General features: G+C 75.7%; 12 protein-coding genes. 10 read left to right on the forward strand and 2 right to left on the reverse strand.

The annotated features are described in order from the left end of the window. Window positions 1-1,059: HisS family protein (locus VER05_RS11535; RefSeq protein ID WP_324845499.1), on the forward strand; the 1,059-nt coding region annotated here is incomplete at its 5' end. Window positions 1,060-1,108: 49 nt separating this feature from the next. On the opposite strand, the gene VER05_RS11540 is transcribed toward VER05_RS11535, so the two are convergent. Next, window positions 1,109-1,672, reverse strand: a complete 564-nt coding sequence (locus VER05_RS11540; protein ID WP_324845500.1) for a TspO/MBR family protein — start codon at window positions 1,670-1,672, stop codon at window positions 1,109-1,111. Between the two features lie 144 nt (window positions 1,673-1,816). Here VER05_RS11540 and VER05_RS11545 point away from each other — a divergent pair, with 144 nt between their 5' ends. The 3 genes from VER05_RS11545 to VER05_RS11555 all read left to right on the forward strand — a co-directional run bounded on the left by VER05_RS11545 (window position 1,817) and on the right by VER05_RS11555 (window position 5,976). Next, window positions 1,817-3,016 carry an Rv2578c family radical SAM protein gene (locus VER05_RS11545; protein WP_324845501.1) on the forward strand — a complete coding sequence of 400 codons (1,200 nt, stop codon included), beginning with the start codon at window positions 1,817-1,819 and terminating at the stop codon, window positions 3,014-3,016. Window positions 3,017-3,175: 159 nt separating this feature from the next. Continuing rightward, window positions 3,176-5,002: an aspartate--tRNA ligase gene (gene aspS / locus VER05_RS11550; protein WP_324845502.1), complete on the forward strand. Its 1,827-nt coding sequence runs from the start codon at window positions 3,176-3,178 to the stop codon at window positions 5,000-5,002. Further along, a complete protein-coding gene (locus VER05_RS11555; RefSeq protein ID WP_324845503.1) occupies window positions 4,999-5,976 on the forward strand; it encodes a GNAT family N-acetyltransferase in 978 nt (325 codons plus the stop codon). The genes aspS and VER05_RS11555 overlap by 4 nt, the downstream gene beginning before the upstream one ends. 114 nt (window positions 5,977-6,090) lie before the next feature. On the opposite strand, the gene VER05_RS11560 is transcribed toward VER05_RS11555, so the two are convergent. After that, the gene (locus VER05_RS11560; protein WP_414647610.1) at window positions 6,091-8,340 is read right to left on the reverse strand and encodes an MMPL family transporter; all 2,250 of its coding nucleotides are present in this window, start codon (window positions 8,338-8,340) and stop codon (window positions 6,091-6,093) included. A 155-nt stretch (window positions 8,341-8,495) separates the two neighbouring features. Between VER05_RS11560 and VER05_RS11565 the strand changes: the two genes are divergently transcribed. From VER05_RS11565 to ruvX, 6 genes are all read left to right on the forward strand, one after another. Further along, a complete protein-coding gene (locus VER05_RS11565; RefSeq protein WP_324845505.1) occupies window positions 8,496-9,920 on the forward strand; it encodes a replication-associated recombination protein A in 1,425 nt (474 codons plus the stop codon). 221 nt (window positions 9,921-10,141) lie between these two features. Then, window positions 10,142-10,768, forward strand: coding sequence for a 30S ribosomal protein S4 (rpsD, locus tag VER05_RS11570; protein WP_147793637.1), 627 nt, complete (start codon window positions 10,142-10,144; stop codon window positions 10,766-10,768). A gap of 173 nt (window positions 10,769-10,941) precedes the next feature. After that, window positions 10,942-11,304 carry a DUF948 domain-containing protein gene (locus VER05_RS11575; protein WP_147793636.1) on the forward strand — a complete coding sequence of 121 codons (363 nt, stop codon included), beginning with the start codon at window positions 10,942-10,944 and terminating at the stop codon, window positions 11,302-11,304. Then, window positions 11,301-11,822, forward strand: a complete 522-nt coding sequence (locus VER05_RS11580; RefSeq protein ID WP_324845506.1) for a hypothetical protein — start codon at window positions 11,301-11,303, stop codon at window positions 11,820-11,822. The genes VER05_RS11575 and VER05_RS11580 overlap by 4 nt, the downstream gene beginning before the upstream one ends. Before the next feature lie 128 nt (window positions 11,823-11,950). Then, on the forward strand, window positions 11,951-14,653 hold the full coding sequence (alaS, locus tag VER05_RS11585) for an alanine--tRNA ligase (RefSeq protein ID WP_324845507.1): 2,703 nt from the start codon (window positions 11,951-11,953) through the stop codon (window positions 14,651-14,653). 5 nt (window positions 14,654-14,658) lie between these two features. Then, window positions 14,659-15,255 carry a Holliday junction resolvase RuvX gene (ruvX, locus tag VER05_RS11590; protein ID WP_324845508.1) on the forward strand — a complete coding sequence of 199 codons (597 nt, stop codon included), beginning with the start codon at window positions 14,659-14,661 and terminating at the stop codon, window positions 15,253-15,255. Window positions 15,256-15,408 lie beyond the last annotated feature (153 nt).

Genomic DNA, 15,408 nt, shown 5'->3' on the forward strand with positions numbered 1-15,408 from the left:
TTCCCGTTCCAGCGCTACCAGATCCAGAAGGTGTGGCGCGGCGAGCGCCCCCAGGACGGCCGGTTCCGCGAGTTCGTGCAGGCGGACATCGACGTCGTCGGCGCGGGCGACCTGCCCTACCACTACGAGGTCGACCTGCCGCTGGTCATGGCGGAGGCGCTGGGCGCGCTGCGGGACATCGGCGTGCCGCCCGTGCGCATCCTCGTGAACAACCGCCGGGTCGCCGAGGGCTTCTACCGCGGCATCGGGCTCACCGACGTCGAGGGCGTGCTGCGCAGCATCGACAAGCTCGACAAGATCGGCCCGGAGAAGGTCGCCGGCCTGCTGGTCGCCGAGACCGGCGCGACGCCCGAGCAGGCGCAGGCGTGCCTCGACCTCGCGGCGATCTCCGGCGGCGACGCCGGCGTGGTCGACCGGGTGCGGGCGCTCGCCGCGCGGCACGGCATCGAGTCCGAGCTGATGGAGCAGGGCCTGGCCGAGCTGCGCCAGCTGATCGAGGCGGCCGCCGTGCGCGCCCCGGGCGTCGTCGTCGCCGACCTCAAGATCGCGCGCGGCCTGGACTACTACACCGGGTCGGTCTACGAGACGGTGCTGGTCGGGCACGAGCAGCTCGGGTCGATCTGCTCGGGCGGCCGGTACGACACGCTCGCCTCCGACGGCAAGCAGACCTACCCGGGCGTCGGCCTGTCGATCGGCGTCTCGCGCCTGGTGTCCCGGCTGCTGTCCGGCGGCCTGGTCCGCGCCACCCGCGGCGTGCCGGCGGCGGTGCTGGTCGCCGTGACGTCCGAGGAGAGCCGGCCGGCGTCGGACGCCGTCGCCGTCGCGCTGCGGGCCCGGGGCGTGCCGGTCGAGGTCGCGCCGACCGCCGCCAAGTTCGGCAAGCAGATCAAGCACGCCGACCGGCGGGGGATCCCGTACGTCTGGTTCCCCGCGGGCGAGGACGGCGCCGCGGACCAGGTCAAGGACATCCGCTCCGGCGACCAGGTGGACGCCGACGCGGCGACCTGGGCGCCGCCGGCCGCCGACCTGTGGCCGCGCGTCGTCCCCGCGGAGGCCTGAGCCGCGGTGCCGGGGCGGGGCGATCGCTCGCGGAGGCCGGGGCGGGCCGTCAGGCCAGGGCGGCGACGCCCGCGTTGAGGGTCGTCGCGTAGAGGACCCAGACCAGGTACGGGCCGAGCAGCCAGGCGACCCACGGGGTCAGGCGGTGGAACGCGACGATCGTCGCGACCAGCGCCACCTCCAGCGCGAGGATGATCGCCAGACCGGCGCCGAGCTGCTCCGCGCCGAAGAACACCGGCGTCCACGCCGCGTTCAGGGCGAGCTGGACGCCGTACAGGACGAGCGCCGTGGTGGCCGCGCGGCCGTGCCGCCGCCAGATCAGCCAGGCGGCGACCGCCATGACGATGTACAGGACCGTCCAGACCGGGCCGAACACCCAGTTCGGCGGCGTCCACGCGGGCTTGTCGGCGTCGGCGTACCAGCCGTCGACCCCGGAGGTCGACGCCAGGCCGCCCCCGAACGCCACGACGGCGTTGAGCAGGAGCAGGCCGACCAGCACGGGCCAGCCGCGGGTCGCCGGGCCGGCGCCGGCGGCGGGGGTGCTGCCCGCGCCGGCGGCGTCGCGGCGGGCGGGGTGGCTCGGGGCGGGCTGGGCCGGGTTCGCGGAGGTCATGCCTCCACCGTCCGTCGACGTGGCCGGGTCGGCAACCGGAAGGCCAGCATGCTGAGGTTCCGGGCGGCGACCCGGGACGGCTCGTCCCCAGGGGTGTGGCCTCGGTGCTTGCGCGACGGTCGAACACGTGTTCGAATCGGTGCCATGCGGTGGGACGGGCAGAAGATCGGGGCGGAGGCGGCGCAGGCGCTTCCGGGTCTCGCGCTGGCCGGGCACCAGCGGTCGGTCCGGACGCCGGAGTTCGCGGGCGTGACGTTCCACGAGGTGCACGCGAAGTCGGCGCTCAACAAGGTGCCGGAGGCGTCGGCGATGCCGTTCCGGTGGACGGTCAACCCGATGCGCGGCTGCCTGCACGCCTGCACCTACTGCTTCGCCCGCCCGACGCACGAGTACCTCGGCCTCGGGCCCGACGAGGACTTCCAGACCCAGATCGTGGTCAAGACCAACGTGGTCGACGTGCTCACGGCCGAGCTGCGGCGGCCGTCCTGGCGGCACGAGCACGTCGCCCTCGGGACCAACACCGACCCCTACCAGCGGGCCGAGGGCCGGTACGCGCTCATGCCCGGGATCATCGGGGCGCTGGCGCACTCGGGCACGCCGATGTCGCTGCTCACCAAGGGCACGCTGCTGCGCCGGGACATCCCGCTGCTCACCGAGGCGGCGGGGGAGGTCGGGGTGAGCGTCGCGGTGTCGCTCGCGATCGGCGACGAGGCCCTGCAGCAGGCGATAGAGCCCGGCACGCCGACGCCCCGTGCGCGGCTCGGGCTGATCCGCGCCGTCCGGGAGGCCGGGCTGGAGTGCGGGGTGCTCGTCGCGCCGGTGATGCCGTGGCTCACCGACTCCACCGCGCACCTCGACGGGCTGTTCCGCGACCTGGCCGAGGCGGGGGCGTCCTGGGTGACGACGATCCCGCTGCACCTGCGCGGGCCGGTGCGGCCGCTCATGCTGTCCTGGCTCGCCGAGCACCGGCCGGAGCTCGTCCGGAACTACCGGCGGCTGTACGGGAACGGGGCGTACGTGCCCGAGGAGTACCGCCGGTGGCTGTCCGAGCGCGTGCGGCCGCTGCGCCGGCGGTACGGCCTGCACGGGCCGTCCGCGGCGCCCCTCGAGGGCGCGGGGTCGCCGGCGGGCGGGCGGGCCGGGACGTCGGGCGCCGGGCCGGGAGCGGTGCCGTCGGGCGCCGGGCCGTCGGGCGCCGGGCTGGACGCGGGGTCGGGCGCGCGGTCGTCGGGGGCCGGGTCGTCGCCGTCGCCGTGGCGCGTCCGACCAGCGGCGGTCCTGGCGACGCCCGAGGGCGCCCTGGCGGGGGCCCTGGCCGGGGCGGTGCAGCCCGCGCTGTTCTGACGGCGGACGGCGGCGGGCCGGAGCGTCCGCGCGGCGGCGGGCCGGAGCGTCCGTGCGGCGCCGGGACGGAACGATCCGCGCGACGGCGGCAGGTCGGTCGGCAGTAGACTCGCCGGGCTGCTCGGACGGGCAGCACCCCGACACCGGAGAGGACTCCTCGTGCTGCGCACCCACACCGCCGGCTCGCTGCGGGCCGAGCACATCGGCACCACCGTCACCCTGACCGGGTGGGTGGATCGCCGGCGCGATCACGGTGGGGTCGCCTTCGTGGACCTCCGGGACGCCTCGGGCATCGCCCAGGTCGTCATCCGGGACGAGGCCGTCGCGCACGGCCTGCGCGCCGAGTACGTGCTCCAGGTGACCGGCACCGTCGGCCGCCGCCCCGAGGGCAACGAGAACGCGCACCTGGCGACCGGCGAGGTCGAGGTCACGGCCGACGAGGTCGTCGTCCTCAACGAGTCCGCGCCGCTGCCGTTCCAGGTGTCGTCGTCGCTGGACGAGCCGGTCGGCGAGGAGGCGCGCCTGCGGTACCGGTACCTGGACCTGCGCCGGCCCGCCCCGGCGCAGGCGATCCGGATGCGGTCCCGGGCCAGCCAGGCGGCGCGCCGCGTGCTGGAGGCGCACGACTTCGTCGAGGTCGAGACCCCCACGCTGACCAGGTCGACCCCCGAGGGCGCCCGCGACTTCGTCGTGCCGGCCCGCCTCGCGCCGGGCTCCTGGTACGCCCTGCCGCAGTCGCCGCAGCTGTTCAAGCAGCTGCTCATGGTCGGCGGCATGGAGCGGTACTACCAGATCGCCCGCTGCTACCGGGACGAGGACTTCCGCGCCGACCGGCAGCCGGAGTTCACCCAGCTCGACGTCGAGATGTCGTTCGTCGACCAGGAGGACGTCATCGCGCTCGGCGAGCAGATCCTCGTCGCGCTCTGGGGCCTCATCGACTACGAGATCCCGACGCCGATCGCCCGGATGACCTACGCGGACGCCATGGCGAGGTACGGCACCGACAAGCCGGACCTGCGGTTCGGCCTGGAGCTGGTCGAGCTCACCGAGTACTTCGCCGCGACCCCGTTCCGGGTGTTCCAGGCGCCGTACGTGGGCGCGGTCGTGCAGCCGGGCGGCGCCTCGACGCCCCGCCGCGGCTTCGACGCGTGGCAGGAGTGGGCCAAGCAGCGCGGCGCCAAGGGCCTCGCGTACGTCACGGTCGGCGAGGACGGCACGCTCGGCGGCCCGGTCGCCAAGAACATCACCGACGCCGAGCGCCAGGGCCTCGCGGCCGCCGTCGGCGCGCAGCCGGGCGACGCGGTGTTCTTCGCCGCGGGCAAGCCCGCCGAGGCGCGCGCGCTGCTCGGCGCCGCCCGCCTGGAGATCGGCCGCCGCGCCGAGCTGATCGACGAGTCGGCCTGGTCGTTCGTGTGGGTCGTCGACGCGCCGCTGTTCAAGCCCACGGGCGAGGACGACGACGTCGCCGTCGGCGAGGGCGCCTGGACCGCCGTGCACCACGCCTTCACCTCGCCGACCCCCGAGTGGGTCGACCGGTTCGAGGAGGAGCCGGGCGAGGCCCTGGCCTACGCCTACGACATCGTCTGCAACGGCAACGAGATCGGCGGCGGCTCGATCCGTATCCACCGCAAGGACGTCCAGGAGCGCGTGTTCGCGGTCATGGGCATCGGCGAGGAGGAGGCCCGCGAGAAGTTCGGCTGGCTGCTCGACGCCTTCCAGTTCGGCGCCCCGCCGCACGGCGGCATCGCGTTCGGCTGGGACCGCGTGGTGGCGCTGCTGACCGGCTCGGAGTCGATCCGCGACGTCATCGCGTTCCCGAAGTCGGGCGGCGGCTACGACCCGCTGACCGGCGCCCCGGCCCCGATCACCGCGCAGCAGCGCAAGGAGGCGGGCGTCGACGCGAAGCCGAAGGCGTCCGACCTCGCCCCGCAGGGCACGCCCGCCGAGACCCCGGTCGCGGACGCCTCGGCGGCCGCGCAGCGGTGACGCGCGTCGGCGACCCGGCCGACGGCACCCCGCAGCACCCCGACGGCCCCGGCGCGCACCCCGCGCCGGGGCCGTCGGCCGTGCGCGGCGGTCCGGCGGGCGGCGCGAGTTCGGCGCGCAGCGCCGGGTCGGCGGACGGCGCGCGGCTGTCTGGCGGCGCCGCGTCGGGGTGGGCGGGCGTCACGATGCCGGCGCGCTGGGCGGACGACCCGTTCCTGCTCGACGAGCGGCGCGGGTGGCGGCCCGCCGAGGTGCACGCCGACGGCGACGCGATGCTGCTCGTGCAGCGCGCGGCCGGCGCCACGGGGGAGCCGGGGCACGCGTCCGGGGCGACGATGCTGCTCGCCGTCGGCCCCGCGGAGCCCGTCGCGGCGCTGGTGCGCGCGCACGCCCGGCCGGGGCACCGGTTCGCCTGGGTGGACACCGAGGCGTTCGGGCTCCTGCGCCCCGACGAGGTGGCCACGCTCGGGCTCGCCCCGAACCGCACCGGCTGGGAGTGGCTGGTCACGGAGACGGCGCCCGCGCCCGTCGCCGCGGAGGCCCGGGTGCGCGAGCTCGACCCGCGCGCCGACGCCGCGGCCATCCGGGCGTGCCTCCACGACGCCAACCCGACCACCGACGCCGACCCCGAGGGCGCGGGCGAGCGCTGGTGGGGCGCCCTCGACGCGGCCGGCCGGCTGGGCGGCGTGATCGGCGCGGGCCCGCGGGCGGGGCGGCCCGGAGGGCGCGGGTCCGCGCACCTGCACGGGCTCGGCGTCCGGCCGGGGGAGCGCGGCCAGGGGCTCGGGGCGGCGCTGACCGCGGGCGCGGTGCGCGCGCTGCTCGCCGACGGCGCCGACTGGGTGTCGCTGGGCATGTGGGACGACAACCACGGCGCGCGGCGGATCTACCACCGCCTGGGCCTGCGCACCGTGCACCGCCTGACCACCCTGCGCGCCCGCGCCACGGCCGGTGCGCCCTCGCCGAGTGCCTAGCAAACCGGTCGGGTGCCTATCCAGCGGATAGGCACCCGACCCGTTTCGTAGGCACTCGCGGGTCCCGCGCGTCCCGGCCCGCCGGGCGGCGCGCCCGGCGGCGCGCCCGGCGCGTCAGTGCCGGATCGCCAGGCGGTCGTGCAGGCGGCGCAGCGGCGCCGGGGCCCACCAGTTCCAGTCGCCCAGCACGGTCATCGTCGCCGGCACCAGCAGCAGCCGGACCAGCGTCGCGTCGATCAGCACCGCCACGGCCAGCGAGAAGCCGACCTCCTTGATCACCAGCAGCTCGCCGGCGACGAACCCCGCGAACACCGCGATGATGATCGCCGCCGCGGAGGTGATGACCCGGCCCGACCGCTGCAGCCCGAGCCGGACCGCCACGTCGTTCGGCGCGCCGGCGTCGTGCAGCTCCTTGATCCGGGACAGCAGGAACACCTCGTAGTCCATCGCCAGCCCGAACGCGAACGCGATCACCAGCGCGAGCACGTAGGTCTCGATGCCGCCGGTGGGGTCGAACTGCAGCAGCCCGGACAGGTGCCCGTCCTGGAACACCCAGACGAGCACGCCGAGCGAGGCGCACAGCGACACCACGTTGGTCAGCAGCGCCTTGATCGGGACCAGCACCGAGCCGGTCATGAGGAACAGCAGCACCAGGGTCGCGACGGCCACGATGCCGAGCGCCCACGGCGCGCGGTCGACGAGCGCGTCCGTGAAGTCGATCTGGTTGGCCGCCTGGCCGCCGACCCACGCGTCGAACGGCAGGTCGAGGTCGCGCAGCCCGTGCACCACCGCCTGGGCGTCCGCGCCGCCGGGGTCGGACGACTCGGGTCGCACCCCGATGACGACGACGGACCCGCGGGCGACCGGCGCGTCCACGGACGCCACGCCGTCGAGCGCCTCGATCTCCGGCACGACCGCCTGGGCCTCGGCGACGGAGGTGCGCGCGACCACGGGCACCGCCGCGGACGACGAGGCGGGGTACTGCTCGGCGAGCACCTGGACGTACTCGCGCTGCGGGCTGGACCGGGGGAGCAGCTCGGTCGTGGAGTTGCGCAGCTCGAGGTGCAGCAGCGGGATCGCGAGCACGAGCAGCACCGCCAGCGAGCCGCCCATCACCCACCAGGGCCGGCGCTGCACGCGCGCGGCGAGCCGGGAGAAGACGCCCTCCTCGTGCTCGACGTCGGCGGTGCGGGCGAGCACGGCGCGAACCCCGGGCACGCGCGACAGCACGCTGGGCCGCGCGAGCCGCCGCCCCGCGAGCACCAGCAGCGCGGGCACCAGGGTCAGCGCGGTGGCGACGGCGAACACGATGACGGCCACCGAGCCGGCGCCGAACGCGCGCAGGATCTCCTGCCGGAACACCAGCAGGCCGGCGATCGAGATGGCGACGGTGAGCGCGGAGAACGCGACGGTGCGGCCCGCGGTGGACATGGTGGTGAGCAGCGCGCCGACCACCGCGCCGTCGCCGCGCCGGCGCCGGGCGGACCGGCCCTCGTCGTCGCCCAGGGCCTTGCCGAGCTCCTCGCGGAACCGGGACACGATCAGCAGGCCGTAGTCGATCGACAGGCCGAGGCCGAGGACGGTGACGACGTTCACCACCGACGACTCGAGGTCGTCCATCACGTAGGAGAGCGCGACCAGCGAGCCGAGCCCGCCGGCGATGGACGCGATCGCCCCGGCCAGCGGCATCGCCGCCGCGAGGAACCCGCCGAACACCAGCACCATGATGAGCAGCGCGACGGGCAGGGCGATGGCCTCGCCCGTCGTCAGGTCCTGCTCCACCTGGTCGGTGATCGCCGAGACGATGAGCGAGGTCCCGCCGACCAGGCCGGTCGCGTCCGGCGCCACGTCGTGCAGCGCGCCCGGGACCGCCGCGAGCCGGTCCTGCAGGTCCCGCAGCGCCGCGGACTCCGCGGCGTCCGACAGCTCCGGGTCGAGCTCGGCGACCACGAGGAACCCGTCGCCGTCCTGCGCCAGCAGCGGCGCGGCGGCGGGGTTGGCGGGCCCGTCGGGCAGCACGAACGGGTCGATGACGGACAGCACGCCGTCGACCGCGGCGACGTCCTCGCGGGCGGGGGCCAGCGCCTCCGCCAGGCCCTCCGTGGCCGGGTCGACGCCCTGCACGACCAGGCTGAGCGACGCGCCGGACGTGCTGGTCTCGGCGAGCAGCTCGCTCGCCCGCGCGCTGTCCGAGCCGGGGACGGCCGGCTCGCCGGTGCTCAGCCGGTCGAACAGGTTCTGGCCGCCGACGCCGACGAGCGCCACCGCGAAGCAGCCCGCGGCCACGACGGCCCAGACGAGCACCGTGAGGCGGGGGTGGCGGGCGACCAGTCGGCCGAGGCTCTCGAACACGCGGGCCAGCATCGCAGGCCGGACGCCCCTCGCGCACCACCGGTCCCGCGCGCCCCACGCGCCTCGCGGCGGGGAGCGCGGAGCGGGCCGGGCGACGGCGCGCGCGCGGCGTGCGGGACCGGCGCCCGCGGCGCCGCGTGTGGGACGGCGCCCGTAGGCTCGTGGGCATGGATCTGTTCGACGCGGTGACCTCGACGGCGCAGGGCACGCCCGCCCCGTCGGCCGGGGCCCCGCTGGCGGTGCGCATGCGCCCGCGCAGCCTGGCGGAGGTCGCCGGGCAGGAGCACCTGCTGGTGCCGGGCTCGCCGCTCCGGCGGCTGGTCGAGCCCGGTGACGCGACGGCGCGTCGCGCCGCGCCGTCGTCGGTGGTGCTCTGGGGCCCACCGGGGACCGGCAAGACGACGCTCGCCTACCTGGTCGCCACGACGTCCGGGCGCCGGTTCGTCGAGCTGTCGGCGGTCACCGCCGGCGTGAAGGACGTGCGGCAGGTCGTCGACGACGCCCGGCGCCGGCTCGCGTCCGACGGCTCCGAGACCGTGCTGTTCATCGACGAGGTGCACCGGTTCACCAAGGCGCAGCAGGACGCGCTGCTGCCGAGCGTGGAGAACCGCTGGGTCACGCTGGTCGCGGCCACGACGGAGAACCCGAGCTTCTCGGTCAACTCCCCGCTGCTGTCCCGGTCGCTGCTGCTCACGCTGAAGCCGCTCGAGACCGACGACGTCCGAGCCCTGATCCGGCGCGCGGTCGAGGACGAGCGGGGGCTCGGCGGGGCGGTCGTGCTGACGGAGGACGCCGAGGAGCACCTGCTCCGGCTGTCCGGCGGCGACGCCCGCAAGGCGCTGACGATCCTCGAGGCCGCGGCGGGCGCGGCGCTGGCGGACCGCGAGGCCCGGCTGGCGGACCCGGACGTCGACCTCGGCGACGACGCGGACGCCCCCGCGGTGGTCGACCTCGCCACCACGGAGCGCGCGATCGACGTCGCCGCCGTCCGGTACGACCGGGACGGGGACCAGCACTACGACGTCATCAGCGCGTTCATCAAGTCGGTGCGCGGCTCCGACGTCGACGCGTCCCTGCACTACCTCGCGCGGATGATCGCGGCGGGGGAGGACCCGCGGTTCATCGCCCGGCGCATCGTCATCTCGGCGTCGGAGGACGTCGGCATGGCCGACCCCAGCGCGCTGCAGACCGCGGTCGCCGCCGCCCAGGCCGTGCAGCTCATCGGCATGCCCGAGGCGCGGATCATCCTGGCGGAGGCCGTCGTGCACCTCGCCACGGCGCCGAAGTCGAACGCCGCCTACAACGGGATCAACGCCGCGCTGGCGGACGTCCGGGCGGGCCGGCTCGGCTCCGTGCCCGCGCACCTGCGGGACGCGCACTACGCCGGGGCCAAGCAGCTCGGGCACGGCCAGGGCTACCTGTACGCGCACGACCACCCGCACGGGATCGCGGCGCAGCAGTACCTGCCGGACGACCTCGTGGGGACGCGGTACTACAGCCCGACCGAGAACGGGTACGAGCGGCAGGTCGGCGAGCGGCTCGGCCGGATCCGGTCCGTGCTGGACCAGGCGCCGCCGCCGACGGACGCGTGACCGCCGCCGCCGCGCCGCCGGGTCCGCATTAGGCCCAGCGACGCGCACCCGGTAGAGTTGCACGGTCGTCCGCACCCCGGGGTCTCCCGGTGGGTCAGCCGGACGGCCGCCTGGGGTCCTAGCCGCGTCCGCCTCGTACGGACGCACGAAGGTCGGCCCCACACCCCGCCCGGGATCGCCGGGCACGGGTGTGCCGTACGAGAAACGACAGGAAGAACCACATGAGCAACGTGACGCGTGCGCGTCGCCAGGTGCGCCTCTCGCGCGCCCTCGGCCTCGCGCTCACCCCGAAGGCCGTCAAGCACTTCGAGAAGCGCCCCTACCCGCCCGGCGAGCACGGCCGCGCCCGCCGCCGCACCGAGTCGGACTACGCGGTGCGTCTGCGCGAGAAGCAGCGTCTGCGCGCCCAGTACGCGCTGCGCGAGAAGCAGCTCGCCCGTGCGTACGAGGACGCCCGCAAGGCCCCGGGCCTGACCGGTGAGGCCCTGGTCGAGGACCTCGAGACCCGCCTGGACGCCCTCGTGCTCCGCGCCGGCTTCGCCCGCACCATCCTGCAGGCGCGCCAGGTCGTGACCCACCGGCACATCCTGGTCGACGGCAAGATCGTGGACCGTCCGTCCTTCCGCGTGAAGGAGGGCCAGACCCTGCAGATCAAGCCCAAGTCGCAGACCACCGTGCCGTTCCAGGTCGCGGCCGCCGGCGCCCACCGCGACGTGCTGCCGGCCGTCCCGGGCTACCTGGACGTCCAGCTCGAGAAGCTGTCGGCCGTGCTGGTGCGCCGCCCGAAGCGCGCCGAGGTCCCCGTGACCTGCGACGTCCAGCTGGTCGTCGAGTACTACGCCCGCTGAGCCACCCGGCTCGCACGTCCGCGACGCCCCCGCACCGCCCGTCACCGGGCCGGCGCCGGGGCGTCGCGGCGTTCCCGGCCCGCGCGCGCGGCCGGGCGCCCGGCGCGACACCGCACGCCGGGTAGGGTTCCGGTATCGCCGGCGCGGTGCCGGCACGAGCAGAAGGGCTGGCCATGCTGGGAGACATCGCGGGGCTCATCGCGGCCATCGCCTTCGTGCTGCTGGTGGGCGCGCTCGCCGTGCCGCTGGTGAAGCTCGGCCGGGTGCTCGACGAGACCCGCACCTCCGTCAAGGAGATCACCGAGCACACGGTGCCGATCCTCGACGAGGCCGCGACCACGGTGTCGTCCACGAACACCCAGCTGGAGCGGGTCGACGCGATCACCACCTCGGCGGCCCAGATCACGCAGAACGCGTCCGCCCTGACGTCGCTGTTCGCGGCGACGGTCGGCGGCCCGATGATCAAGGTCGCGGCCTTCAGCTACGGCGTGCGACGCGCGCTGTCCGGCCTGGGCCGCGGGCGGTCCGGGCGATGAGCCGGCTGCTCTGGGTCGCGGTCGGCGCGGCGGCCGCGGTCGCCGGCGCCAGGCGGCTCGGCCTGCTGGACGACCTCGCCGGCGCGCCGGCGGCCCGGGGCGCGCACGCCGACGGCGCGGCCGGGGCGGGGGCGGGCGCCGCCCGAGCCACCGCCACCACCGCGGCGCGTGCCGTGCGCACGGCGTTCCGCGCGGGCGCGACCACCGCCGGCGCGGTCCGGTCGCTGTCCGACGCCCGCCGCGAGTTCCGCACCGGCATGGCCGAGCGGGAGGCGCAGCTCCGGCACGACCTCGTCGGCGACGTGGACGTGGACGCGATCCGCGCCGAGCGCGCCGGGCGCCGCGCCGCGGCCCGCGAGGACGAGCACGACGCCCGCGGCGCCGTCCCGCCCGCCTGGCACCGCGACCCCGAGGCCCGGGACGCGGCCCGCGCCGCCCGGGCCCGGAAGGGCTGGGCCGACGAGCCGACCGACGACCCGGCGGACGACGACGGCGACGTGCCGTACTCGTTCTACTGACCTGCCCCCCGCGGCCCCTAGGCTGCACCCGGTCGCCCGCGCGGGAACACACCCGCCGCGCGCGGCGCTGAACCACGAGAACGGGCGAGGGCCCGCGACCCCCGCCACCCGACCCAGACGAGGACACCATGCGCACCGCCGAGATCCGCCAGCGTTGGCTCGACTTCTTCGAGGCCCGCGGCCACGCCGTGGTGCCCTCCGCCCCGCTGATCTCGCCCGACCCGTCGACGCTGTTCGTCATCGCGGGCATGGTGCCGTTCATCCCGTACATGCTCGGCGAGCAGACGGCCCCGTGGCCGCGCGCGACCAGCGTGCAGAAGTGCGTGCGCACCCTCGACATCGAGGAGGTCGGCAAGACCACGCGGCACGGCACGTTCTTCCAGATGAACGGCAACTTCTCCTTCGGCGACTACTTCAAGGAGGGGGCGATCACCCACGCGTGGGAGCTGATCACCACTCCGCAGGACCAGGGCGGCTACGGCTTCCCGGCGGACAAGATCTGGGTCACGGTCTACGAGACCGACGACGAGGCGGCCGAGCTCTGGAAGAAGATCGCGGGCCTGCCCGACGAGCGCATCCAGCGCCGCGGCATGAAGGACAACTACTGGTCGACCGGGGCGCGCGGCCCCGCGGGCCCGTGCTCGGAGATCTACGTCGACCGCGGCCCCGAGTACGGCGCCGAGGGCGGCCCGGTCGTCGACGAGGACCGGTACATCGAGATCTGGAACCTCGTCTTCATGCAGTACGAGCGCGGCGACGGGGGCGGCAAGGAGGACTTCCCGATCCTCGGCGAGCTCAAGCAGAAGAACATCGACACCGGCATGGGCCTGGAGCGCGTCGCGTTCCTGCTGCAGGGCGTCGACAACATGTACGAGATCGACGAGGTCTTCCCGGTCATCGAGGCGGCGCAGCAGCTCTCGGGCCGCCGGTACGGCGCGGACCACGAGGACGACGTCCGGATGCGCGTCGTCGCGGACCACGTGCGCTCGGGCCTGATGCTCATGGGCGACGGCGTCGTGCCGTCGAACGAGGGCCGCGGCTACGTGCTGCGCCGCCTGCTGCGCCGCGCCGTCCGCGCGATGCGCCTGCTCGGCGTCGAGACCCCCGCGCTGCCGACGCTGCTGCCGGTGTCCCGCGACGCGATGTCGCCGTCGTACCCGGAGCTGGCGCGCGACTTCGACCGGATCGCCAAGGTGGCGTACGCGGAGGAGGAGGCGTTCCTGCGCACCCTCGTCTCCGGCACGTCGATCCTCGACCTCGCGGTGTCCGAGGCGAAGACCGCCGGCAGCGGCACGCCGAGCGCGGCGCCGCTGCTGTCGGGCGAGAAGGCGTTCCAGCTGCACGACACCTACGGCTTCCCGATCGACCTCACGCTCGAGATGGCGGCAGAGCAGGGCGTCTCGGTCGACGAGAAGGCGTTCCGGACGCTCATGCAGGCGCAGCGTGACCGCGCCCGGGCGGACGCCCTGGCGAAGCGCGCGGGCCGCACCGACACCGCGGCGTACCAGGACCTGCACGCGACCCTGAGCGGCTCCGGGGCGAAGCCGGTGGAGTTCGTCGGCTACGACCGCGGCACGTCGCGGTCGCGCGTGGTCGGCCTGCTGGTCGACGGGCAGCCCGCGCCGGCGGCGACCGCGCCCGCGGACGTCGAGGTCGTCCTGGACGTCACGCCGTTCTACGCCGAGATGGGCGGCCAGCTGGCCGACCACGGCACGATCGTGCTCGACGGCGGCGCGACCATCGAGGTCGACGACGTGCAGGCGCCGGTCAAGGGCCTGCCCGTGCACCGCGGGCGCCTGGTCGAGGGCACCGTCACGCTCGACGAGCCGGGCGTCGCGTCGATCGACACGGCGCGCCGCATCGCGATCAGCCGCGCGCACACCGCGACGCACATGGTGCACAAGGCCATCCAGGAGTCGCTCGGCCCGTCGGCGACCCAGGCGGGCTCCGAGAACGCGCCCAGCCGGGTGCGGTTCGACTTCCGCGCCGGCCAGGCCGTCCCGCAGGGCGTGCTGTCCGAGGTCGAGGAGCGGGTCAACACCCGGCTCCAGGAGAACCTCGAGGTCACCGACGCGGTCATGCCGATCGCCGAGGCCCGCGCGCTCGGCGCGATGGCGCTGTTCGGCGAGAAGTACGGCGACCAGGTGCGCGTCGTCTCGATCGGCGGCGACTGGTCCCGCGAGCTCTGCGGCGGCACGCACGTGCGGCAGTCCGGCGAGCTCGGCCTGGTCACGCTGCTCGGCGAGTCGTCGATCGGCTCCGGCGTCCGCCGGGTCGACGCGCTCGTCGGCGACGGGGCGTACGGCTTCCACGCCAAGGAGCGCGCGCTGGTCGGCCAGATCTCCGGCCTGCTCGGCGCCCGGCCCGACGAGCTCGCGGACCGCGTGTCCTCGCTGATGACCCGGCTCAAGGAGTCCGAGAAGGAGCTCGCGTCGCTGCGCGCGGCGCAGGTCCTCGCGGTCGCCGGCTCGCTGGCCTCCTCGGCGGTCGAGATCGCCGGCACCCGTGTGGTGACCCACGACGCGGGCGAGGCCGCCGCGGACGACCTGCGCACGCTGGTCCTCGACGTCCGGTCGCGCCTCGGCGAGTCCGCGCCCGCGGTCGTCGCCGTCGGCGGCGTGTCGAAGGGCCGCCCGGTGGTCGTCGTCGCGACGAACGCCGCGGCGCGCGAGAAGGGCGTGCGCGCGGGCTCGCTGGTCAAGACCGCGTCGGGCCTGCTCGGCGGCGGTGGTGGCGGCAAGGACGACCTCGCGCAGGGCGGCGGCGCCGACGCGGCCCGGCTCCCCGAGGCGCTGGCCGGCATCCGCGAGGCGATCGGGGCGGGGGTCTGAGCCCCGTGGCCGGCGTCCCGGACGCGGCGGGCGCGCCCGGCGCGCCGGACCCCGACGCCGTCGTGCGCGGGGCCCGCCTCGCCGTGGACGTCGGCTCCGTCCGGGTCGGCCTGGCGGCCAGCGACCCGGACGGCCTGGTCGCGACGCCGGTCGACACGCTGCCGCGGGACAACCGTCCCGCCGGTGGCGCGCTGCCGTCGGACGTCGCCTCGATCGTCGCCGAGGTGGCCGAGCGGTTCGCCGCGGCGGTGTACGTCGGCCTCCCGAAGCACCTCTCCGGGACCGAAGGCGCTGCAGCACACGCCGCACGCGCGTACGCTGGTGCGCTGGCGCAGGCCGTCGCCCCGGTTCCGGTGCGGCTGGTCGACGAGCGGATGAGCACGGTGTCCGCCCATCACGCGCTGCATGCGTCCGGCCGATCCGGACGCAGCCACCGTCAGGTTGTCGACCAGGCGGCCGCGGTGGTGATCTTGCAGTCCGCGCTGGACGCGGAGCGTGCGTCGGGGCGACGTCCCGGAGAGCGGGTCGTCGTCGACCCAGCGAAGCACGCCCGGGTAGCGCGCGGGGGGGCTGCGGGCGACGCACGGACGACGGTGGAGTGACTCGCACGTGACCAACAGCCAGACCGACCGCTGGGCCCCTGCAGAACGGAGTGACGAGGTGAGCGACCTGTTCGGTGGCGACACTCGCGTCGCACCCGTCGATCACCGGTCCTCGCGCGCCCGTGGCCGTGCCAAGGAGCAGCGGGAGCGCAA

Source organism: Cellulomonas sp., from assembly GCF_035634735.1.
Classification (GTDB): Bacteria; Actinomycetota; Actinomycetes; order Actinomycetales; family Cellulomonadaceae; genus Cellulomonas.

Bases quoted from the DNA above. Each gene is read 5' to 3' on its own strand.
- VER05_RS11540 (WP_324845500.1), bottom strand. From the start codon at position 1,672: ATGACCTCCGCGAACCCGGCCCAGCCCGCCCCGAGCCACCCCGCCCGC.
- VER05_RS11545 (WP_324845501.1), top strand. From the start codon at position 1,817: ATGCGGTGGGACGGGCAGAAGATCGGGGCGGAGGCGGCGCAGGCGCTT.
- VER05_RS11560 (WP_414647610.1), bottom strand. From the start codon at position 8,340: ATGCTGGCCCGCGTGTTCGAGAGCCTCGGCCGACTGGTCGCCCGCCAC.
- VER05_RS11565 (WP_324845505.1), top strand. From the start codon at position 8,496: ATGGATCTGTTCGACGCGGTGACCTCGACGGCGCAGGGCACGCCCGCC.
- rpsD (WP_147793637.1), top strand. From the start codon at position 10,142: ATGAGCAACGTGACGCGTGCGCGTCGCCAGGTGCGCCTCTCGCGCGCC.
- VER05_RS11575 (WP_147793636.1), top strand. From the start codon at position 10,942: ATGCTGGGAGACATCGCGGGGCTCATCGCGGCCATCGCCTTCGTGCTG.
- VER05_RS11580 (WP_324845506.1), top strand. From the start codon at position 11,301: ATGAGCCGGCTGCTCTGGGTCGCGGTCGGCGCGGCGGCCGCGGTCGCC.
- alaS (WP_324845507.1), top strand. From the start codon at position 11,951: ATGCGCACCGCCGAGATCCGCCAGCGTTGGCTCGACTTCTTCGAGGCC.